Annotated in this window: 20 protein-coding genes; 15 read left to right on the forward strand and 5 right to left on the reverse strand. The window is 71.9% G+C overall.

From position 1 onward, the window contains the following. The 10 genes from ACRWK8_RS22055 to ACRWK8_RS22100 all read left to right on the forward strand — a co-directional run. Positions 1-510 (forward strand): LLM class oxidoreductase (locus tag ACRWK8_RS22055; protein WP_488186465.1); only part of this gene is annotated, 510 nt, incomplete at its 5' end. Beyond that, positions 507-1,124, forward strand: coding sequence for an FMN reductase (locus tag ACRWK8_RS22060; RefSeq protein WP_378736665.1), 618 nt, complete (start codon positions 507-509; stop codon positions 1,122-1,124). The genes ACRWK8_RS22055 and ACRWK8_RS22060, both read left to right, overlap by 4 nt. 175 nt (positions 1,125-1,299) lie before the next feature. Continuing rightward, entirely contained in the window at positions 1,300-2,598 is a 1,299-nt protein-coding gene (locus ACRWK8_RS22065) for an extracellular solute-binding protein (protein WP_431872591.1), read from the forward strand. A 101-nt stretch (positions 2,599-2,699) separates the two neighbouring features. Beyond that, a complete protein-coding gene (locus ACRWK8_RS22070) occupies positions 2,700-3,569 on the forward strand; it encodes a carbohydrate ABC transporter permease (RefSeq protein ID WP_431872593.1) in 870 nt (289 codons plus the stop codon). Further along, positions 3,566-4,405, forward strand: a complete 840-nt coding sequence (locus ACRWK8_RS22075) for a carbohydrate ABC transporter permease (RefSeq protein WP_431872595.1) — start codon at positions 3,566-3,568, stop codon at positions 4,403-4,405. The genes ACRWK8_RS22070 and ACRWK8_RS22075 overlap by 4 nt, the downstream gene beginning before the upstream one ends. Continuing rightward, entirely contained in the window at positions 4,402-5,223 is an 822-nt protein-coding gene (locus tag ACRWK8_RS22080; RefSeq protein WP_431872597.1) for an IclR family transcriptional regulator, read from the forward strand. The genes ACRWK8_RS22075 and ACRWK8_RS22080 overlap by 4 nt, the downstream gene beginning before the upstream one ends. A 339-nt stretch (positions 5,224-5,562) precedes the next feature. Continuing rightward, positions 5,563-6,969, forward strand: coding sequence for a glycoside hydrolase family 6 protein (locus ACRWK8_RS22085; RefSeq protein WP_431872599.1), 1,407 nt, complete (start codon positions 5,563-5,565; stop codon positions 6,967-6,969). Between the two features lie 82 nt (positions 6,970-7,051). After that, positions 7,052-8,074: a glycoside hydrolase family 5 protein gene (locus tag ACRWK8_RS22090; protein WP_431872601.1), complete on the forward strand. Its 1,023-nt coding sequence runs from the start codon at positions 7,052-7,054 to the stop codon at positions 8,072-8,074. Positions 8,075-8,135: 61 nt separating this feature from the next. Further along, a complete protein-coding gene (locus ACRWK8_RS22095; RefSeq protein WP_431872603.1) occupies positions 8,136-9,215 on the forward strand; it encodes a lytic polysaccharide monooxygenase auxiliary activity family 9 protein in 1,080 nt (359 codons plus the stop codon). 84 nt (positions 9,216-9,299) lie between these two features. Then, entirely contained in the window at positions 9,300-9,971 is a 672-nt protein-coding gene (locus ACRWK8_RS22100; RefSeq protein ID WP_431872605.1) for a maleylpyruvate isomerase family mycothiol-dependent enzyme, read from the forward strand. A 12-nt stretch (positions 9,972-9,983) separates the two neighbouring features. Here the strand turns inward: ACRWK8_RS22100 and ACRWK8_RS22105 are convergent, their stop codons facing one another. Continuing rightward, complete coding sequence (locus ACRWK8_RS22105) at positions 9,984-10,577, reverse strand: flavin reductase family protein (protein WP_378736646.1); 594 nt, start codon at positions 10,575-10,577, stop codon at positions 9,984-9,986. Between the two features lie 50 nt (positions 10,578-10,627). On the opposite strand from ACRWK8_RS22105, the gene ACRWK8_RS22110 reads away from it, so the two are divergent. Continuing rightward, positions 10,628-11,584 (forward strand): threonine ammonia-lyase, encoded by a 957-nt coding sequence (locus tag ACRWK8_RS22110; RefSeq protein ID WP_431872608.1) that lies wholly within the window; start codon positions 10,628-10,630, stop codon positions 11,582-11,584. A gap of 60 nt (positions 11,585-11,644) precedes the next feature. Here the strand turns inward: ACRWK8_RS22110 and ACRWK8_RS22115 are convergent, their stop codons facing one another. Further along, positions 11,645-12,544: a serine/threonine kinase gene (locus ACRWK8_RS22115; RefSeq protein ID WP_431872610.1), complete on the reverse strand. Its 900-nt coding sequence runs from the start codon at positions 12,542-12,544 to the stop codon at positions 11,645-11,647. A 116-nt stretch (positions 12,545-12,660) separates the two neighbouring features. Then, on the reverse strand, positions 12,661-12,813 hold the full coding sequence (locus ACRWK8_RS22120) for a hypothetical protein (protein WP_378736640.1): 153 nt from the start codon (positions 12,811-12,813) through the stop codon (positions 12,661-12,663). Between the two features lie 179 nt (positions 12,814-12,992). Here ACRWK8_RS22120 and ACRWK8_RS22125 point away from each other — a divergent pair, with 179 nt between their 5' ends. Then, positions 12,993-13,298, forward strand: coding sequence for a hypothetical protein (locus tag ACRWK8_RS22125; RefSeq protein WP_378736638.1), 306 nt, complete (start codon positions 12,993-12,995; stop codon positions 13,296-13,298). A gap of 45 nt (positions 13,299-13,343) precedes the next feature. Here the strand turns inward: ACRWK8_RS22125 and ACRWK8_RS22130 are convergent, their stop codons facing one another. Further along, the gene (locus ACRWK8_RS22130; protein WP_431872612.1) at positions 13,344-14,801 is read right to left on the reverse strand and encodes an alpha/beta fold hydrolase; all 1,458 of its coding nucleotides are present in this window, start codon (positions 14,799-14,801) and stop codon (positions 13,344-13,346) included. A 270-nt stretch (positions 14,802-15,071) separates the two neighbouring features. Between ACRWK8_RS22130 and ACRWK8_RS22135 the strand changes: the two genes are divergently transcribed. Further along, positions 15,072-16,328: a sensor histidine kinase gene (locus ACRWK8_RS22135; RefSeq protein WP_378736634.1), complete on the forward strand. Its 1,257-nt coding sequence runs from the start codon at positions 15,072-15,074 to the stop codon at positions 16,326-16,328. Positions 16,329-16,407: 79 nt separating this feature from the next. Here the strand turns inward: ACRWK8_RS22135 and purB are convergent, their stop codons facing one another. Further along, a complete protein-coding gene (gene purB, locus ACRWK8_RS22140; protein ID WP_378736632.1) occupies positions 16,408-17,838 on the reverse strand; it encodes an adenylosuccinate lyase in 1,431 nt (476 codons plus the stop codon). Between the two features lie 137 nt (positions 17,839-17,975). Here purB and ACRWK8_RS22145 point away from each other — a divergent pair, with 137 nt between their 5' ends. Further along, positions 17,976-19,391 (forward strand): sensor histidine kinase, encoded by a 1,416-nt coding sequence (locus ACRWK8_RS22145; protein WP_378736630.1) that lies wholly within the window; start codon positions 17,976-17,978, stop codon positions 19,389-19,391. Then, positions 19,358-20,047 (forward strand): response regulator, encoded by a 690-nt coding sequence (locus ACRWK8_RS22150; protein ID WP_378736628.1) that lies wholly within the window; start codon positions 19,358-19,360, stop codon positions 20,045-20,047. The genes ACRWK8_RS22145 and ACRWK8_RS22150 overlap by 34 nt, the downstream gene beginning before the upstream one ends.

A 20,047-nucleotide genomic window follows, 5' to 3' on the forward strand; every position in this document is an offset into this window, starting at 1 on the left:
CACAACAACATCTTCTGGCCCGCCACCCACACCAAGAAGCTCATCTCCCTGTACCGGCGCCGCTTCGAGCACTACGGCCACGGCAGGGCCGAGCAGGCGATCGTCGGGCTCGGCGGCCAGGTGTTCATGCGGAAGAACTCCCAGGACGCGGTCAGGGAGTTCCGGCCCTACTTCGACAACGCGCCGGTCTACGGCGGTGGCCCCTCCCTGGAGGAGTTCACCCGGGAGACCCCGCTCACCGTGGGCAGTCCCCAGGAGGTCATCGACCGTACCCTGGGCTTCAGGGAGTCCTTCGGTGACTACCAGCGCCAGCTCTTCCTGATGGACCACGCGGGTCTGCCGCTCAAGACCGTCCTGGAGCAGCTGGACCTCCTCGGTGAGGAGGTCGTCCCGGTGCTGCGCAGGGAGTTCGCCGCGAAGAAGCCGGACCACGTGCCCGACGCCCCGAACCACGCCTCGCTCCTGGCCGCGAAGGAGCGTGCCACCACGAACACGGAGGTCCAGGAATGACCCGCAGGCTCGTCACCGTCACGGCCGGGCTCAGCAACCCCTCCTCGACCCGCCTGCTCGCGGACCGGCTGACCGCCGCCGCCGAGGAGGCCCTCACCGACCGCGACGAGAAGGTCGAGGTCCGGGTGGTCGAGCTCCGCGACCTGGCCCACGACATCATGAACGCCATGACCACCCGTGTCCCCACGGGCGACCTGCCCGGGGTCCTGGCGGACCTGGCCGAGGCCGACGGGATCATCGCGGTGACCCCGGTCTTCAACGCCTCCTACAGCGGGCTGTTCAAGTCGTTCTTCGACGTGGTCGACACCGAGGCGCTGGACGGCAAGCCGGTCGTGGTGGCCGCCACCGGGGGCAGTCCGCGCCATTCCCTGGTGCTGGAGCACGCGCTGCGGCCCATGTTCACCTACACCCGCTCGGTGGTGGTGCCCACGGGCGTCTACGCCGCCTCCGAGGACTGGGGCGCGGGCGAGGGCGGCGGTCGGGAACTGTCCGAGCGCATCGCGCGGGCCGCCCGCCAGCTGGCGCTGCTCGTCACCGACAGCGCGCCCACGGGGACCGACCCCTACGACGAGCCCACCCCCTTCGCGGACCTGATGTCCGGTCTGGGTCGGTGAACCCGACCCCCTCAGGGGAGCCCGCTCCGCGACCACGTGCCCTGCACTGCGCATCCCGCGTTGTGCAGGGCACAACTTTGTCCCCGCTCCCTTCTGCCTGGTCCGAGCGCGTCCCTAGAGTCATCCCACCGATGGTCGGCTCCCGCTTTCCCTACCTCCGACCTGGGGAGTTTCGATGCGACTCACTACCCCCGCGCGCCTGTGCGCGCTCCTCGGACTCGCGGCCCTGACCACCGCCTGCGCGCCCCTCCAGACCCCCGGGGCCGCCTCCGGTGTGGACGAGCCGGACGGCACCCTGCGCGTCTGGCTCTTCTCCGAGGTCGACCAGGCCCCGAAGGAACGGGTCGTCGACGCGGCCGTCGCGGAGTTCGAGGCCGCGCACGACGGGGTCGACGTCCAGGTCCAGTACATTCCCGTGGAGACCCGGGCCGAACGCTTCCAGGGCGCCTTCCTCGACCCCGGATCGGCCCCCGACGTCGCCGAGTACGGCAACACCGACCTGGCGGGATACGTCGAGTCGGCGGGGTTCGTGGACCTTACCGAGGACCTCGCCGACTGGGGGCCGCACGAGGACATCGCCGCCGACGTCGCCGCCACCGCACAGGTGGACGGCGCCTCCTACGGTGTGCCCTGGTTCCTCGGCGCCCGCGCCCTCTTCTACCGCACCGACGTGCTGGAGGAGCTCGACCTGGAGGTCCCCCGGACGCTGGAGGAGGTCGTGGAGACCGGCCGCGCCGTCCGGGAGGCCCGCCCCGGGATGCTGGGGATCTCCGCTGGCGGCGCCTACACCTACGCCATGATGCCGTTCGTGTGGGCGCACGGCGGCGACATCGCGGAGCTCCGTGGCGACACCTACGCCGCCACCATCGATTCCGCCGAGTCCCGTAGGGGCCTGGAGCTGTACGGACGCATCCTGTCCGACGACGTCTGCCCGCCCCAGACCTGCTCACAGCTGACCGGCGACGCCTCCGTGCAGAACTTCCTCGCCGGGAACGCCGCCATGACCATCGGCGGCAACTTCAACCTCAACGCGCTGCGCGACAGCGAGGTGGCCGAGAACGCCGCCGTCGTCCCGCTTCCCGGAACCGAACCCGGCACCGTGGCCCCCGCCTTCGCCGGGGGCAACAACCTCGGCGTGCTGGCCGGAACCGAGCGCCGCACCCTCTCCGTCGAGTTCGTGAAACTCCTGGCGGGCAAGGAGTACCAGCTGAAGATGTACGAGGCGATGGGCAACCTGCCCGCCTACACCGACGTCCGCGAGGAGCTGGCCTCCTCCGACGAGGAGATCGGCCCCTTCGTCGAGACCATCGACGCCGGGACGCGGTTCGTTCCCGTCACCGGCGCCTGGGCCACGGTGGACGCCGAGGGCATCCTGCCCGGCATGGTGCAGCGGGTGGCGGCCGGGAACACCGACGTGGACCAGGCCACCGACGAGGCCGCGCGCGCCCTCGACACCGCGTTCGGGGGAGAGTGACGCCCGTGGACGCCAGACCCCCCGTCTCCGCCCCCGCCCCCGCCGTACGGCGCCCCACCGGTCGACCTCCGGGATCCCGTAGCCGCCGCGTCGAACCCTGGATGTACCTGGTGCCGGCCGCGCTGGTGCTGGGCGTCATGCTCGTCTACCCGCTCTACCAGCTGGTCCTGGTGTCGTTCTTCGACTACCGCCAGCCCCAGGTCACCGGCGCCGAACCCCTGGAGTTCGTCGGCTGGGCCAACTACCGTGCGCTGCTGGCCGACCCCCAGTTCTGGGAGGTGCTGCTCAACACGGTCGGCTTCGCCGCCGCCTGCGTGCTCGGCACCCTCGCCGTGGGCGGCGCGCTCGCGGTGCTGGCCACCCGCCTGACCCCGTGGGTGCGCACGGTGCTCTTCCTGGCGGCCCTGGGAGCCTGGGCCACCCCCGCGGTCACCGGCAGCGCCGTCTGGCTGCACCTGTTCGACCCCACCCTGGGTCCGGTGAACCAGGCCCTGACCTGGCTGGGCCTCGGTGACTTCTCCGGGCACTCGTGGACCTACGACAAGTGGTCCGCGTTCGCCCTGGTCGGAGCCCAGGTGGTGTGGTGTTCGTTCCCGTTCGTCATGGTCACGCTCTACGCCGGGATCCGGGCCATTCCGGAGGAGGTGGTGGAGGCCGCCCGGCTGGACGGAGCCTCCACGTCCAGGATCGCGTGGTCGGTGATGCTGCCGATGCTGCGCCCGGCCGTCACCATCGTCACCATCCAGTCCATCATCTGGGACTTCAAGATCTTCACCCAGATCTACGTCATGACCGGGGGCGGCGGGATCGCCGGACAGAACCTGGTCCTCAACGTGTACGCGTACCAGAAGGCGTTCGCCTCCGGGCAGTACGGCCTGGGATCGGCGATCGGCGTGATCACGACCCTGCTCCTGCTGCTGATCACCCTCGTGTACCTGCGCGCGCTGCGCCGCCAAGGGGAGGTACTGTGACGCTCCGTAGACTCAGGAACGACGTCGCCGGGCTGCTGGTGGCGCTGGTCGTCGCCCTGCCGCTGTACTGGATGCTGCTCTCGGCGCTCAAGCCGCGGGCGGCCCTGGAGGCAGGTGACCCCACCCCCTACACGCTCGAACCGACCCTGGAGTCGTTCCGCAGGGTACTGCTGATCGACGGGTTCGGGCAGTACCTGCTCAACAGCGTGCTGGTGGCGGTCGTGGTCGTGACCGCCTCCACCCTGTGCGCCTTCCTGGCTGCGGTGGCGCTCACCCGCTACCGCTTCCGTCTGCGCACGACCCTGCTCGTCATGGTGCTGACGGTGCAGATGGTGCCGGTGGAGGCACTGACCATCCCGTTGTTCTTCCTGATGCGCACCCTGGGGTACGGCATCCCGGGGATCGGGCTGAACCAGCTGGGTTCGCTCATGCTCGTGCACACCGCTTTCGCCATCCCGCTGGCCGTGTGGATGCTGCGCGCCTTCGTCGCGTCGGTGCCGCGGGAGCTGGAGGAGGCGGCCTGGCTGGACGGCGCGGGCAGCCTCACCTTCGTCACCCGGGTGCTCTTCCCGCTGGTCGCCCCCGGCGTGGTGGCGTGCAGTATCTTCTCGTTCATCATGACGTGGAACGACTTCCTGTTCGCCCGCACCTTCATCATCTCCGCGCAGGAGAACCAGACCCTGCCCATCGCGCTGCTGTCCCTGTTCAAGCCGGACGAGAACGACTGGGGCGGCATCATGGCGGGGTCGGTCCTGATGACCCTGCCCGTCCTGGTGTTCTTCCTGTTCGTGCAGCACCGGCTGGCCAACGGTCTGGGCGGGGCGGTCAAGGGGTGAGTTCCGAGCCCGCGCCCCGCCGCAACGCGTCGGCGTCGCTGCGTCGCGCCCTGGCGGTGGTGGAGCAGGTCCGCTCCACCCCGCCCGAGCGCGGCGGCACCACCCTGACCGAACTGGCCGAGGGCCTGGGCGTGAACAAGAGCACCGTGCTGCGCCTGTCCGTGCCGCTGGTGGAGTACGGCCTGCTCACCCGGGACCGGCGCACCGGCCGGTTCCGGGTGGGCACGGCCGCGCTGCTGCTGTGGCAGTCCTACCTCGACCACATGGACCTGCGCTCGGTCGCCTCGGAACACCTGCGCGGCCTGATGCGCCACACCGGTCACACCTGCCACCTGGTGCTGTTGGACGGACACGACGTCGTCTACGTGGACAAGGTCGAGAACGCCGCGACGGTGCGGATGGCGTCGCGGATCGGCGCCCGGATGCCCGCCTACCGCACGGCGGTGGGGCGGGCGATCCTGGCCTTCGGCCCGGACGACCTGGTGGCCGACGTCGTGGCGGCGGGGCTGCCCGCCGTCACCGCCCGGACGGTGACCGATCCGGTGGTCCTCGCGGAGGAGCTGCGCCGGGTGCGCGAGCGGGGGTACGCGATCGACGACCGCGAGAACGAGCCAGAGGTGCGGTGCGTGGCCGCGCCGGTCTTCGACCACAACCGCGATCCCGTGGCGGCGATCAGCGTGTCCGCGCTGGTCAGCCAGTTGCCCGTGGCGCGGGTGCGCGGGCTGGGGCCGGAGGTCGCCGCCGTGGCGGCCCGGGTGTCTGCCCAGTTGGGCGGCCGGGCCGTGGACACTTCGGGTGGAGGGCACGGGGCTCCGTAGGCCGGAGGTGGTACGGACCGGTCACAGCTCGGCGGATGGACCAGCGGCTTCCGGAATCGGAAGAAACCTCCGCAGAGTTTTCTGTCCGTCACCCATTGCAGCCGGTTTTCAATGGTGTTAACTTTCCGGAAAGCGAAGCATGGGAGCGCTCCCGAATCCGGGGTGGCGCCCTCGGCTCGCAGTCCGGACAGCGCCACGACCGACCGGTGCGCGACCGGATCCGAGGGGTCAACCCCGGCCGGGTCCGCACGTCGCGTCGCCCTCCCGGCCCCCTCCGGGACCGTGCGACGCCCCCGCAAGCTCACTCTCCTTGGCACCCCCCTACGCGAGGAAACGACGATGAGCAGATTCCCTTCCCACGCACACCCGACCAGGTCGCGGCGAGCGCTCGCCACGGCCTCCGCCCTCCTGCTGGGCGCGACCACCGCGCTGACCGCCGCCCCCGCGGTCGCCGCCCCCGACGGGGCGTCCGCCGCCAACGAACGGGTGGACAACCCGTACGTGGGCGCCGACGTCTACGTGAACCCGATCTGGTCCGCCAACGCCGCCGCTGAACCCGGCGGTGAGGCCGTCGCGGACGAGCCCACCGGGATCTGGCTGGACCGCATCAGCGCCATCGAGGGCAACGACAGTCCCACCACAGGTGACATGGGGCTGCGCGACCACCTCGACGAGGCGGTCGCGCAGGCCGCCGGAGAACCGCTGGTCTTCCAGCTGGTCGTCTACAACCTGCCTGGTCGCGACTGTGCCGCTCTGGCCTCCAACGGCGAGCTCGGGCCCGACGAGATCGACCGTTACGAGTCCGAGTACATCGACCCGATCGCGGACATCCTGAGCGACTACGAGGACACCTCCCTGCGGATCGTCACGACGATCGAGCTCGACTCGCTGCCCAATCTGATTACCAATGTGTCCCCCCGCAACACCGCCACCCCCGAGTGCGACGTCATGCTGGCCAACGGCAACTACGTCAACGGCGTCGGTTACGCGCTGGCCCAGCTCGGCGCGATCGACAACGTCTACAACTACGTGGACGCCGGCCACCACGGCTGGATCGGCTGGGAGGACAACTTCGCGCCCTCCGCGGCCCTGTTCCACGAGGCCGCCAACGCCAACGGGGCCACCCCCGACGACGTGCACGGTTTCATCGCCAACACCGCCAACTACTCGGCCCTGAAGGAGGAGCACTTCGCGATCGGGGAGACCATCAACGGGACCCCGGTGCGCCAGTCCAGCTGGGTGGACTGGAACAACTACGTCGACGAGCTCTCCTTCGCCCAGGCCCTGCGCGGCGAACTGGTCTCCCAGGGGTTCGACCCGGGCATCGGGATGCTCATCGACACCTCCCGCAACGGCTGGGGCGGTGCCGAACGGCCCACCAGTGCCGGACCCACCACTGACGTGAACGCCTACGTCGACGGCGGCCGCTTCGACCGCCGCATCCAGTACGGGAACTGGTGCAACCAGGCCGGTGCCGGTCTGGGCGAGCGGCCCACCACCGCGCCCGAGCCGGGGATCGACGCCTACGTGTGGATGAAGCCCCCGGGTGAGTCGGACGGCTCCAGCACGGAGATCCCCAACGACGAGGGCAAGGGGTTCGACCGGATGTGCGACCCCACCTACGAGGGGAACCCCCGCAACAACCACAACATGAGCGGCGCGCTGCCCGACTCGCCCGTCTCCGGCCACTGGTTCTCCGCACAGTTCCAGGAGCTGCTGGCCAACGCGCACCCGCCCGTCCAGTAGGAGGCCCTCCCGGATCGGGCGCCCGCCGCCGTCCCCCGGCGGCGGGCGCCCGGCAGGGGCCACCTCTCCGAACGGAGCCCTCGTGAAGCAACGCCTGACACTCGCCCTCACCACGGCCCTCGCACTCGTGGCCGCGCTGTTCGTACACATGATCCCCGCCCACGCCGACACCGGGTTCCGGGTCAGCGACGGGCGCCTGGTCGACGCCGCGGGAAACGACTTCGTCATCCGCGGGGTCAGCCACCCGCACACCTGGTTCACCCACGAGACCGGAGCCCTGGCCGACATCGGGTCGCTGGGCGCCAACACCGTCCGCGTGGTCCTCAGCAGCGGCGACCGCTGGCAGGAGAACGACGTCGCGGACGTCGCTGCGGTCGTCGCCGACTGCAAGGAGAACCGACTCGTCTGCATGTTGGAGGTGCACGACACCACCGGCTACGGGGAGGACCCCGAGGCCGCGACGCTGGACCAAGCCGTCGACTACTGGCTGCGGATCCAGGACGCGGTCGCGGGGGAGGAGGACCACGTCCTGGTCAACATCGCCAACGAGCCCTTCGGCAACGACGAGGCGACCAACGCGTCGTGGGCCTCCGCCACCTCGGAGGCGATCCAGCGCCTGCGCGCGGCGGGCTTCGACCACACGCTGGTCGTGGACGCCCCGAACTGGGGACAGGACTGGACGCACACCATGCGCGACGGTGCCCAGGGAGTCTTCGACGCCGACCCCCACGCCAACACCGTGTTCTCCATCCACATGTACGGCGTCTACGAACAGGAGTCGGTGATCGTCGACTACCTGGAGTCCTTCACTGACCGTGGTCTGCCCCTCGTCGTCGGTGAGTTCGGGTTCGACCACAGTGACGGCGACCCCGACGAGGACGCCATCATGCGGCACACCGAACGGCTCGGCCTCGGCTACGTGGGCTGGTCGTGGAGCGGAAACAGCGGCGAGGTCGCCTACCTGGACATGGTCGAGGACTTCGACGTCGACTCCCTGACCCCCTGGGGAGACCGGATCTTCCACGGGCCCGACGGCATCGTCGAGACCTCGGTGCGGGCTCCCGTCTACGGAGCGGAGCAGCCCGGCCCACGAGCACGTACGTGAGACCCCCGGCCGCGCGCCGTGCGCGGCCGGGTTCCCCCAACGCACACACGAGGAGTGACCTATGCGGTCACGTCAGACCATCGCCGCCCTGGCGCTCGGAGGCCTGGCCGTCGGCTACGCCGTCGTCGCCGCGCCCGAACCCGCCGAGGCCCACGGGGCCTTCACCTATCCCGCGTCCCGCACCTACGCCTGTTTCCAGGACGCCACCGGGGGAAGTTCCGGGGGCGCCCTCCAGCCCGTCAACGCCGCCTGCGCCGACGCCCTCTCCGAAGGCGGCGACTATGCCTTCTGGAACTGGTTCGGCAACCTGATCAGCAACTCCGCCGGCCAGCACCAGGAGTTCGTGGCCGACGGAGAGCTGTGCGGCCCGACCGAGCAGTTCGCCGCCTTCAACGCGGCCCGCACCGACTGGCCGTCCACCCCGTTGCAGCCGAACACGACCGTGGAGTTCCACCACAACGCGTGGGCGCCCCACCCGGGAACCTTCTTCACCTACGTCACGGTGGACGGCTGGAACCCGAACTCGCCCCTGAACTGGGACGACCTGGAGCTGATCGACGAGGTCGTCGACCCCCCGCTGCGCAGCGGGGGAGTGGCGGGCGCCGAGTACTACTGGGACGTGGACCTCCCCGACCGGGAGGGGCGTCACCTCGTCTACTCGGTCTGGGAGCGCTCCGACAGCCCCGAGGCCTTCTACAACTGCTCCGACGTGGTCTTCGGCGACGACCCGGGGTCCGAACCCGGGCCCGGCCCGGACCCGACGGAGCCCGAGCCCACGGACCCGCCCGGCCCCGACCCCACGGACCCGCCCGTCACCGAGCCCACGGACCCGCCCGCGCAGGACTACTGCACGGCGGAGTACCGGGTCACCAACGCGTGGAGCGACGGCTTCCAGGCGGAGGTCGAGGTCACCGCGGGCGAGGACGGCGTGAACGGGTGGATGGTGGACTGGGTGTTCGCCAACCGCCAGGAGATCACCAACGTCTGGAACGCCTCGCTCGTCAACCACGGCGCGCACTTCGAGGCCTCCAACGTGGCCCACAACGGCACGCTCGCCGCCGGTGACTCCACCTCCTTCGGGTTCACCGCGACCTTCGAGGGAGCCAACATCCTGCCCGGCGTGGAGTGTCAGCGGCCCTGACCGGTGACACGTCGGACCGGTCCCGGGGCGTCGTGCTCCGGGACCGGCCCCACCCTTCCTAACGCTGTTAGGTAGCCTGGGCCGATGGACTCCGCGCGCATCTACGAGAACTGCCAGGACCGCCTCCTCGACCTGGCCCCCACCCTCGACCGTGACCAGCTCTCCACCGTCGTCCCCGCCTGCCCGGACTGGACCGTCCAGCAGGTGTACGCCCACCTCACGGGGCTCGGCGCCGACGTGGTGAGCGGAGCGGTCACCCCGCCGGTCGGCGACGAGGTGACGGCACGCCAGGTCGCGGACCGCGCCCACCTGGACATCGGTGCCATCACCGACCAGTGGCGCGAGAGCGCTCCAGCCCTGCTGGAGCTGTTGCGGACCCGGACGCGCAGGCGCTACGCCCTGCTCGCCCTGGACCTGTGGCACCACGAGAACGACCTGCGGGGCGCCCTGGGCCTGGCCGCGCTGACCAAGGACGCCGACCAGCTCGCGGACTTCCCACTGGGCGGGCTGGCGAAGGTCTGGTCGGCCGACCGCCCCGCCGTGCGGGTGGTCGCCACCGACACCGGGCAGGAATGGGTCCTCGGAGAGGACCCCCGGCTCACCCTGCGCGGCACCGCCTACGAGCTGGCGAGGGCGGTGACCGGACGGCGCGGCGTCCGCCAGATCCTGGCCATGGACTGGACCGGCGGCGACCCCGCGACCGTGGCCCCGCTCCTGCCCACCCTCCCCGCGCCCGAGGCCGACCTCACCGTCTGACGGCCCCGGGGGTCAGGGCCTGTAGGGGATGCGGTCGACGGCCCGCACCTCTCCCAGGGTGGACCACTCGTTGCGCCCGAGCCGCGCCATCGGACGCAGCAGTGTGGCCTCGGGAAGCCCGTCCACCACGACGGACTCGTCCACGGCCACCGTCTGGACCCGGCCGAACACCACGGTGGAGTCACCCAGGCGCAGGGTCGAGTGCAGGGCGCACTCCAGCGCCACCGGCGACGCGGCCACCCGGGGAGGCCGCACCGTCGTGCTCGCCTCCCGCTCGATGCCCAGCTCGTCGAACTCGCTCAGGTGTGGCGGGTACTCCGTCCCTGTCGCGTTGACCTGGTCCTGGAGCGGCTCGGTGGCCAGGTTGACCACGAACTCCCCGGTGGCCTCGGCGTTGCGCAGGGAGTCCTTGCGCCCCACCGAGGTGAACTGCACGATCGGCGGTTCGGTGCAGGAGATGGTGAAGAAGGAGTGCGGCGCCAAATTGTCCACGCCGGACTCGGAGGTGGTGGAGACCCACGCGATCGGGCGCGGGAGGATCACCGACGACATCAGCTTGTAGAAGTCCCGGCCGGGCAGGGCGGCGGGGGTGTGTTCGGTACGCATCACCGACGAGTATCCCGTGTGCCGGGGGTGGAGGCGGGCATACCCACCGGATGGAACTGGTCACCGCCGACGACGTCCGCGCCGCGGCCTCCCGGATTCGGGGCCACGTGGTGCGCACGCCCCTCACCCTGGGTCCCCACGGGACCGACCTCCTCCTCAAGCCGGAGAGCCTGCAACCCACCGGCGCCTTCAAACTGCGCGGCGCCACCAACGCCGTCGCCCAGCTCACCCCGGTCCAGCGCGAACGCGGGGTGGTCACGCACTCCTCGGGCAACCACGGTCTCGCGCTGGCCCTCGCGTCCGCCCGTCAGGGTGTGCCCTGCACCGTCGTGGTGCCGCAGGGCGCCCCGGAGGTCAAGGTGGAGCGGATTCGCGCGCACGGCGCGCGTGTGGTGACCGTGCCGCCCGCCGAACGCCTGGCCACCGCCACCGAGCTTCGCGACCGTGAACTCCGCGCGCTGATCCCGCCCTTCGACGATCCCCGGGTGATCGCCGGGCAGGGCACCGTGGGCCTGGAGGTCCTGGAACAGTCGCCCGAGGTCACCACCATCGTGGTGCCCGTGGGTGGCGGCGGACTGGCCTCCGGCGTGGCCACGGCCGCGCGGGCGGCGCACACACGGGTGCGCGTGGTGGGTGTGGAGCCCGAGCTGGCGGCCGACGCCGCCGAGAGCCTGCGCGAGGGGCGCCTGGTCGCCTGGGCACCGGAGCGCACCCACCGGACCATGGCCGACGGGGTCCGCGTCTGCCTGTCCGAACGCACCTTCGCGCACCTGTCGGCCCGGTTGGACGAGATCGTCACGGTCTCCGAGGAGGAGATCGCCCGGGCCGTGTCCGCGCTCGCCCACGGGGCCCGACTCGTCTCCGAACCCAGTGGCGCGCTGGCCACGGCGGCGGTGCTGGCGGGGAAGGTGGAGACGGTGTCGGGGCGGCCCGAGGCCACGGTCGCCGTGGTGTCGGGGGGCAACGTCGACCCGGCCCTGTTCACGCGGCTGACCACGGTGGACTGAGCCGGGGGCGACCGAGGTGAGGGACCCCCGTCTCGGGGCCCCTCACCGGGCTCCTCGGCCTCAGGCGGAGCGCCATCGGAAGCGTGAGTCCTCCGCTGTGGTGGTGCACTGCATGAGGGTGCCGTTGCTGGTGTGCCCGTACTGCCAGTGCTGCGAGCAGAAGGATCCGGGGTGCACGCCCTGGACCGGCGCGGGTGCCGGATCGGGGTCGGGTGCCGGTGCCGGTTCGGGCTCCGGGTCCGGCGCGGGTTCCGGCTCGGGTTCGGGTTCGGGTTCCGGAGTCGGGCTGGGGTCACCGATCTCCCCGGGGCAGTCCAGGTCCCCGGGGACCGCGAAGAGCTCCACCGCGAAGGCGTCGGAGAACGGGGCGGTGGCATCGTTCCCGTCCGGTTCCTGACCGCACACGGTGTGCCCGTCGGCCCGTGCCGGGTCCGGGGCGTCCGTGTCCCCGAAGGCGCTGGTGACCTCCACGGTGAGGCCCGCGCCCTCGATCCACGCCCGGGCGTCCCCGACACTCCCGTCGACGAAGTCGGGCAGCGTCGGCCACTCCTCGGAGGCGTCGGGGTCCTCGGGGCAGTCGACCCCCTCGGGCGCCACGGTGAGCGCCGCCGTGTCCCGGTCGACTTCCTGGCCGCACACGGCCATGGCCGATCGGGTCCAGGCCACGTCCTCCGCGAGCGCGCCGAGTACGAGGTCACCGAGGTCCAGACCGGCCTCGTCCAGTTGGTCCTCGGCGTCCGGGAGGTCGAGTCCCACCAGTTCGAGGACGGGCTCCTCCGTGGGGGACGCGGACGCGGGTTCCTCGGCCGTCGGCGGCAGGAGGAGTGCGAGCACGACCAGGGCGACGAACCCGAGAAGGGTCAGGGTCGCGCAGCCGCCGCATCCCAGGCCGACCATGGCCAGGGGGGAGAGCTTCTTCCGTCCGGGGGCGGGCCCGGGCACGGAGGGGGGAGGGTTCATACGGCTCCGTCTCAGCTTCTGGGAAGGCGGAGCGGGCGCCGATCACCGTGCCGCACCATGCGGCCGAATCCCACCATAGTGGGGCGGAAGGGGAGAGCGGTCAGTGTGGCGGAGGGTCAGCCGTCGGTGGACCGACGGTCGGAGGCCGCACGGTCCTCGCGTCGGCGCATGGCCATGTCGGACAGGACGGCCAGGCCGAAGGCGATCACCATCGCCGCGATGACCGCCAACGTGGTCAGTGCGGTGCCGAACGAGGTGGGGTCGATCATGGGGAGCTCCGGGGGTCGAGGGCGCCAACGCTCGTGCGTCCGACATGCCGGGCATGTCGGCGCCTCCAACCGTAATAGGTGTTAACTTTCAGACCCAGTGTAAGCCCGAGTGAACTGCGTCATATCCGCGCTCGGGGGGTCCCGGTTGGGGAACGGCGATCCAGGGCAGGTTCCGGGGCATGTCGGACGCCGAACGCACCCCCGACGGACGCCACGTCGTCGTCGGGGGCCGAAGGTGGCGGGCCAGTGACCCCGAACTCCCGGAGTCGGTCCGCCAGCGCCTGGTCGACCTCCTCATGGAGGCGCGCCGCGGTGTGGCCTCGGCCCTGCGCGCCGGGGACGCCGAGGCCGAGGAACGGGCCAGGGCGAACGTGCGGCACGCCAAGGAGGGGCTGGGGGAGAGGGGCACACCCTGGTGGGAGATGCCCGTCGAGGAGCGCCGACACCGCTGGGAACGCGCGCTGCGCGACCTGGGCGCGGAGTGACCACCGGTGTGCCCTCCCACGGGGCGGAGGACACACCGGCCGTGCTCAGGGGGTGGGCGGAGTGGTGCCCGGGCAGGTCTCGGTGACCGGCTCCCGGGTCTCGAAGAACTCCACCGCCACCTCGGCGCAGGGCAGCTCGTCCAGCGTGCCGTGGCCGTCGTCCTCCACGCTCAGCACCCGTCCGCCGACGACCTCGCGCATGTCCAGGGCCCAGCGGTGGGGGGTGACCATCTCACGGGTGTGGCCGACCAGCTGGAGCGGGCTCTCACCCCGGCGCAGCTCCGGAGCCCGGCCCTCCGTGGGCCAGCCCACGCACAGGTGCTCGTAGAAGCCCAGGGTGCCCATGGCGGGCAGGCGCTCGGCCCGTTCGGTCCGGTGCCGCCACACCTGGTCGAAGTCGCGCGGGCTCTCGGAGTCGTTGCAGAGCAGCGCCATCTGGGCGAAGAACGTGCCGCCGTCGGTCTCGGTGTCCCAGCCGAACCCCTGCACCGGAGGCCGCCCCGGCCCGGGGACGCCCCCGTCCAGCAGGGTCACCAGGGCGGCGGCGTTGTCGGGCCACTCGCGTTCGGGCGTGGGCAGCAGCGCCGTCACGGTGTCGCCGTCCACCACCGTCCCGTCGGGCGCGGTGCGCGGATGCTCCGCCAGCTCGTCACGGAGCTCCAGCACACGCGCCCGCACCGGCCCGCCCTCCGTGCCGAGACCGTAGACCGCGTCGTGCTCGGCCACCCAGTCGGTGAACCGGTGGAAGACCTCCTCGCCCGCCTCCGCCTGGCCCTCCTCCAGCCGGGACACACTGGTGTCCGGGGAGACCACCGAGTCCAGGAGCATGGCCTCGACCCGGTCGTCGTACAGGGAACGGTAGGCCGCGCCGAGCAGGGACCCCCACGAGATCCCGTAGAAGCCGATGGTCTCGGCGCCCAGCGCCTGACGGACCAGGTCCATGTCACGGGCCGCGTTCTCCACGGTCAGGGACTCGACCAGCTCCGGGTCGTGGGCGTGGCACTCCGCGTTGATCCGGGCGTGCTCCTCGGCGAGTGCACGCGCCCGCTCCTCCGCGCTCGGATCCCCCGTGGGATCGGTCGCGCGGTAGTCGTGGTCGCACTCCAGCGCCGCGCTGTGGCCGACGCCGCGCGGATCGAGCCCGACGAGGTCGTGCCTCAGCCCGAGGTCGCCCGCCTCACTGTCCAGGATGGCTCCGGGCATGGTCACGCCCTGCTGTCCAGGTCCGCCGGGGTTGAACAGCACCGGATAGGTGTTCCCCTCCGCTGCCGGAACCCGGGTGACGGCGAGTTCGATGGTGCGGCCGCCGGGGTCGTCGTGGTCGACGGGCACGGTCACGGTCCCGCACAGGGTGCGTTCGTCGTCCTCGTCCCAACCGGCGGCCACCTCCGCGCAGAGCCGCCAGTCCGGTTCCGGGTCGGGCGCGGCCCCGGCCGGGACGGCGCCGGCGGTGAGCAGCAACCCTGACAGGGCTGTCAGCGAGGCGGCGCGTACAAGGGGCATGAGGGTCTCTCCGCTCGTGGGGGTGGGGGCCGGGAGGGGCGCGGGGGGCGCCGCACGCCCCGGTGTCCCGGAGTCGCCGTCATGCTACGGTCGGCCACCACCTCCGGGCATGCCCCCGGCGAAGGATCCTCGTGGTCTCGGAAGTACCGGGTCGCGGCCGTACCTCCGTCTCCTTGGTCGGTGCCGACACCCACTTTCGTGGGGGGAGCGTGCCCCGGGGATCCGTCCCACGGTCCGGACACGGGGGTGGGCGTCCTAAACTCAGCCCCCATGCGCACCCGGATCCCTCACCCCAGCCGCTGCCTCGCCCGGTGGCGCGGCCTGGACCCCCTCACCCGACGCGAGTGGCGCTGGACCGTCGCCGACTGGCTGTACGCCCTGGGGACCGTGCTCCTGACCCTCCAGTTCCAGATCCAGTCCATGGACGGCTGGGGCCTGGCCGGAACCTGGATGAGAGAGCTCTTCGAGGCCGAGTCCGCCCGCTACGGGCCGGAGCTGCCGGGGCTGCTGTACTACGTGCTCCCCGTGCTGGTCGTGACGGCGACCATGCTGGTACGGCGTGCCCGGCCCCTGTGGCTGCTGGGGTCGGCGCTCGTCCTGCTCCTGGGGTTCGGCAACGTCGTGCCGGTCCTCGTGGCGGTCTACTCCCACGCCGTCCACGCCAGGGGCCCGCTCTCCCCGGTGGTGTGGTCCGCGGCCTACGCCGCCGGGATCGTGCTGGCCTTCCGGGAGGCCGCCGACATCGTCTTCATGGGAGTGACGGCCGTGCTGTTGCTCCTGGCCGTCGGGCTGTACGTGGGCACCCGCCGCGAGCTGGTGGACGGGCTCAGGGAGCGTGCCGAACGGCTCGACCGGGAACAGCACCTGCTCGCGGAGCGCGCGGTGAGCGCCGAACGCAACCGCATCGCACGCGAGATGCACGACGTCGTCGCCCACCGGGTCAGCCTCATCGTCCTGCACGCCGGGGGGTTGGAGGTCTCCACCAGCGATCCCAGGGCCCTGGAGACCGCCGGACTCATCCGAGGAACGGGACGCCAGGCCCTGGGGGAGCTGCGCGACATCCTCGGTGTGCTGCGCGAACAGCCCTCCGCCCCGGCACCGACGCGGCCGCGACCGCAGCCCACTCTGGGACGGGTACGGGAACTGCTCGACGAGTGGCGCGCGGCGGGTATGACCGTCGAACTCCGGGACGGGCTCACGGGAGGGCACGACCTCCCGCCCGCCGTCCAGCGCACCGCCTTCCAGGTGGTGAAGGAGGGCGTCACCAACGCCGCCAAGCACGCCGCCGGGGCCGACGTGACCGTCACGCTCCAGCCGGATGCGGGCTGCCTGACCGTGGACGTCACCAACGCGGAACCGCCGGGCGACCTCGTGCCCCCGCCAGCGAGCGGGTACGGACTGTCCGGTCTACGGGAGCGGGTGGACGCGCTGGGGGGCCGACTCACCTCCGAGGGGACCCCCGACGGCGGGTGGCGGCTGAGCGCCGCACTGCCCACGACGGTGGACGCGGAACCCGAACCCGTCTGACGGGCGGACACGCGACGGTCCGGGAACCACGAAGGGGCCCGGGGACGCCGCGCGCCCCGAGCCCCGACGACGTACGGGCCTACAGGATCGAACCGGGCGTGTAGGCGGCGGCCTCCGGGCGGGCCGAGGTGACCTCCTCGATCCGCGCCACCACGGCGGCCACCTGGTCGGCGGCGGCACCGGTGAAGGTGATCCGGTCGGCCAGCAGCGCGTCCAGGGCGGCGCGGTCCAGCGGGAAGCGCTCGTCGGCGGCCAGCCGGTCCAGCAGCTGGTTGCCCACGCCCTCCTGACGCATGGCCAGCGCCGAGCCCACCGCGTGCTCCTTGATGAGCTCGTGCGCGGTCTCGCGGCCCACCCCGGCGCGCACCGCCGCCATCAGCATCTTGGTGGTGGCCAGGAACGGCAGGTACCGGTCCAGCTCCGCGGAGATCACGGCGGGGAAGGCACCGAACTCGTCCAGCACCGTCAGCATGGTCTCGACCAGCCCGTCGAAGGCGAAGAACGCGTCCGGCAGCGCCACCCGGCGCACGACCGAGCACGACACGTCGCCCTCGTTCCACTGGTCGCCCGCCAGCTCACCGGTCATCGACGCGTACCCGCGCAGGATCACGGTGAGGCCGTTGACCCGCTCGCACGAGCGCGTGTTCATCTTGTGCGGCATCGCGGACGAGCCCACCTGGCCCTCGGCGAAGCCCTCGGTGACCAGCTCGTGCCCCGCCATCAGGCGGATCGTCCTGGCCAGGGAGGAGGGACCGGCGGCGAGCTGCACCAGCGCGGTCAGCACCTCGAAGTCCAGCGAACGCGGGTACACCTGGCCCACGCTGGTGAAACGGTGCTCGAAGCCCAGGTGGGAGGCGACCTCGTCCTCCAGCGCGTCCAGGGCCGCGCGGTCGCCGCCGAGCAGGTCCAGCATGTCCTGGGCGGTGCCGACCGGGCCCTTGATCCCGCGCAACGGGTACCGGGCGATCAGCTCGTCCAGGCGCCCGAGGGCCACCAGGACCTCGTCCGCGATCGACGCGAACCGCTTGCCCAGGGTCGTGGCCTGCGCCGCCACGTTGTGGGACCGGCCCGCCATGACCGTCTCGCCGTACTCGGCGGAGAGCCGACCGAGCCGGGCCAGCAGCGCCACCACGCGGTCGCGCACCAGCAGCAGGCTGTCGCGGATCTGGAGCTGCTCGACGTTCTCGGTGAGGTCGCGCGAGGTCATGCCCTTGTGGACGTGCTCGTGACCGGCGAGGGCGTTGAACTCCTCGATCCGGGCCTTCACGTCGTGCCGGGTGACCCGTTCGCGCGCGGCGATGGAGGCCAGGTCGACCTGTTCGAGGACCTTCTCGTAGTCCTCCACCACACCGGCCGGAACGTCCACGCCCAGACGCGCCTGGGCACGCAGCACGGCCAGCCACAGCCGCCTCTCGGCGACCACCTTGTACTCAGGGGACCACAGCCGGGTCAGCTCCGCGGACGCGTAGCGGGCAGCCAGGACATCGGGGATCACAGGTTTCGCGCTCACGTCGTCCGACCCTATCGCCCCGGGCGGGCCGGGTGCGCGTCGGTCCAGCCCCAGTTCACCGGTAGTGCCGTCCCTACCCCGAACCGGTGGGCCCGGCGGATGTCCCCGCCCCCGCGCCGCGCCCTAGCGTGGGGGACATGATCACCCCGAACGTGCGCCGCAGAGGGCCGAGCACGCTCCTCCAGTCGCTCGCCAGCCCCCGGTACCTGCTCTCGGCGTGGCCGTGGCGGTCCCTGGCCTACTCGCTCACCACCCTGGCTGTCGGGGGCGCGCTGCTCCTCGTGGCGGCGCCCGTGTACGCGCCCTGGGCCGTGTTCGTGGCCCGGCTGGGGAACGGCCACGGCGCCGGAGAGCAGGCGTCGTGGTTCCTGTTCGGACTGCTCATGGTGCTCTGCTTCGCGCCGCTGGTGGCCATCCCCCTGGGTGCGCTGGAGCGGCGGCGCCTGTACCTGGTGATGCCGGAGGAGAACCGCAGCGGGCACCGGTCCCCTCCCGCCGGGCTGTGGGGCTGGGCGCGCACCCGCTACTCCGAGGCCGCCACCTGGCGTGAGGTCGCCTACGCCGCCGTCATGTTCCCGATCTTCGGCCTGGTCCTGCTGGTGACCACGACGCTGACTGTGGCCACGGCCGTCCTGGCGGCCGGCCCCTTCCTGCTGCTCGACGAGAACGAGGGTCCGATCGCCCTGGGCTGGACCACCCTCACCACCCCCTCCGAGGCCCTGCCCTACGCCCTCGCCGCCCCGCTGACCGCCCTCCTGCTCCTCTACGTGTGCGGGCTCACGTCCTATGGCCACGGGGTGATCGCCCGCGCCCTCCTGGTCGGGCCGCCCAAGGAGGTGCTGCGCGCCGAACTCGACCAGGTCACCGAGTCCCGTGCGCGCCTGGTCAACGCCTTCGAGTACGAGCGCCGCCGGATCGAAAGGGACCTGCACGACGGCGCCCAGCAGCGTCTCGTGGCGCTCAGCATGGACCTGGGCATGGCCCGAGTGGACCTGGACGAGGGCACCCCGGCCGACCTCCGCGTGGCGGCGGCCCAGACCAAGGTCGACGACCTCATCACCGAACTCCGCGAACTGGTGCGCGGCATCCACCCGCGCGTGCTCACCGACCGGGGACTGCGCGACGCCCTCCAGGAGCTGGCCGACCACTGCCCGGTCCCCGTCACCGTGGAGACCGCGATCCCGCACCGCCTTCCCCCGCACGTGGAGGGGACCGCGTACTTCGTGGTCGCGGAGGCACTGACCAACGTCTACAAGCACGCCCGGGCCCACGCCGTGACCGTGCGCGCCCACCTGGCACCCGGCGACCCCCGGGCCGCGACCAACGGCACCCCAGGCGGGGCGCGGGAGGACGGAACCGCCGTCCTCACCGTGGAGGTCACCGACGACGGGGTCGGCGGGGCCGACGCCGACCGCGGGAGCGGCCTGACCGGCCTCGGTGACCGGGTCGCCGTGATGGGCGGGACAATGGGACTCACGAGCCCCGAAGGCGGGCCGACCCGAATCCGAGTGGAGCTGCCGTGCGGTCCGATTCCCGCGAACCCGACGCCGTGACCCCCGTACCGACCGTGCTCGCGGAGGACGGCGTGCTCCTGCGAGAGGGCCTGGTGGGTGTCCTGGAACGCTTCGGCTTCCCCGTGGTGGCGGCGGTCGAGGACGGCGACGCCCTGGTCGAGGCGGTCACCGAGCACCGGCCCCGTCTGGTCGTCACCGACATCCGGATGCCCCCCGACTTCACCGACGAGGGGCTGCGCGCGGCCGTTCGCCTGCGCAAGGCCGACCCGGGACTGGCGGTGGTGGCGCTCAGCCAGTACGTGGAGCTCAGCTACGCCACCGACCTGCTCGACTCCGGCGACGGCAAGGGCGTGGGCTATCTGCTCAAGCAGCGCGTGGGTGACGTCCGTGAGTTCGCCTCGGTCCTGCGCAGGGTCGTGGAGGGCGCCACCTTCGTCGACCCCGAGGTGGTGCGGCAACTGCTGCGCCGCAGCTCCGACCCGCTCGAACGCCTGACCGCCCGGGAGCGTCAGGTGCTCGAGCTGATGGCCGAGGGCCACTCGAACGGGGCCATCGCCCGCAAGCTGGTGGTGAGCGACGCGGCGGTCGGCAAGCACGTGGGCAACATCCTCGCCAAGCTCGACCTGCCGCCCGACGACGACGTGCACCGCCGGGTCCAGGCGGTCCTGGCGTTCCTTCGCGCACAGGCCGACTGA

Origin of the sequence: Nocardiopsis eucommiae, assembly GCF_965344335.1 — a bacterium.
Classification (GTDB): domain Bacteria; phylum Actinomycetota; class Actinomycetes; order Streptosporangiales; family Streptosporangiaceae; genus Nocardiopsis; species Nocardiopsis eucommiae.

What these genes read in the sequence shown, in the direction of transcription:
- ACRWK8_RS22060 (WP_378736665.1), top strand. Translation starts at nt 507, where the DNA reads ATGACCCGCAGGCTCGTCACCGTCACGGCCGGGCTCAGCAACCCCTCC.
- ACRWK8_RS22065 (WP_431872591.1), top strand. Translation starts at nt 1,300, where the DNA reads ATGCGACTCACTACCCCCGCGCGCCTGTGCGCGCTCCTCGGACTCGCG.
- ACRWK8_RS22070 (WP_431872593.1), top strand. Translation starts at nt 2,700, where the DNA reads ATGTACCTGGTGCCGGCCGCGCTGGTGCTGGGCGTCATGCTCGTCTAC.
- ACRWK8_RS22085 (WP_431872599.1), top strand. Translation starts at nt 5,563, where the DNA reads ATGAGCAGATTCCCTTCCCACGCACACCCGACCAGGTCGCGGCGAGCG.
- ACRWK8_RS22095 (WP_431872603.1), top strand. Translation starts at nt 8,136, where the DNA reads ATGCGGTCACGTCAGACCATCGCCGCCCTGGCGCTCGGAGGCCTGGCC.
- ACRWK8_RS22100 (WP_431872605.1), top strand. Translation starts at nt 9,300, where the DNA reads ATGGACTCCGCGCGCATCTACGAGAACTGCCAGGACCGCCTCCTCGAC.
- ACRWK8_RS22105 (WP_378736646.1), bottom strand. Translation starts at nt 10,577, where the DNA reads ATGCGTACCGAACACACCCCCGCCGCCCTGCCCGGCCGGGACTTCTAC.
- ACRWK8_RS22110 (WP_431872608.1), top strand. Translation starts at nt 10,628, where the DNA reads ATGGAACTGGTCACCGCCGACGACGTCCGCGCCGCGGCCTCCCGGATT.
- ACRWK8_RS22115 (WP_431872610.1), bottom strand. Translation starts at nt 12,544, where the DNA reads ATGAACCCTCCCCCCTCCGTGCCCGGGCCCGCCCCCGGACGGAAGAAG.
- ACRWK8_RS22120 (WP_378736640.1), bottom strand. Translation starts at nt 12,813, where the DNA reads ATGATCGACCCCACCTCGTTCGGCACCGCACTGACCACGTTGGCGGTC.
- ACRWK8_RS22125 (WP_378736638.1), top strand. Translation starts at nt 12,993, where the DNA reads ATGTCGGACGCCGAACGCACCCCCGACGGACGCCACGTCGTCGTCGGG.
- ACRWK8_RS22130 (WP_431872612.1), bottom strand. Translation starts at nt 14,801, where the DNA reads ATGCCCCTTGTACGCGCCGCCTCGCTGACAGCCCTGTCAGGGTTGCTG.
- ACRWK8_RS22135 (WP_378736634.1), top strand. Translation starts at nt 15,072, where the DNA reads ATGCGCACCCGGATCCCTCACCCCAGCCGCTGCCTCGCCCGGTGGCGC.
- ACRWK8_RS22145 (WP_378736630.1), top strand. Translation starts at nt 17,976, where the DNA reads ATGATCACCCCGAACGTGCGCCGCAGAGGGCCGAGCACGCTCCTCCAG.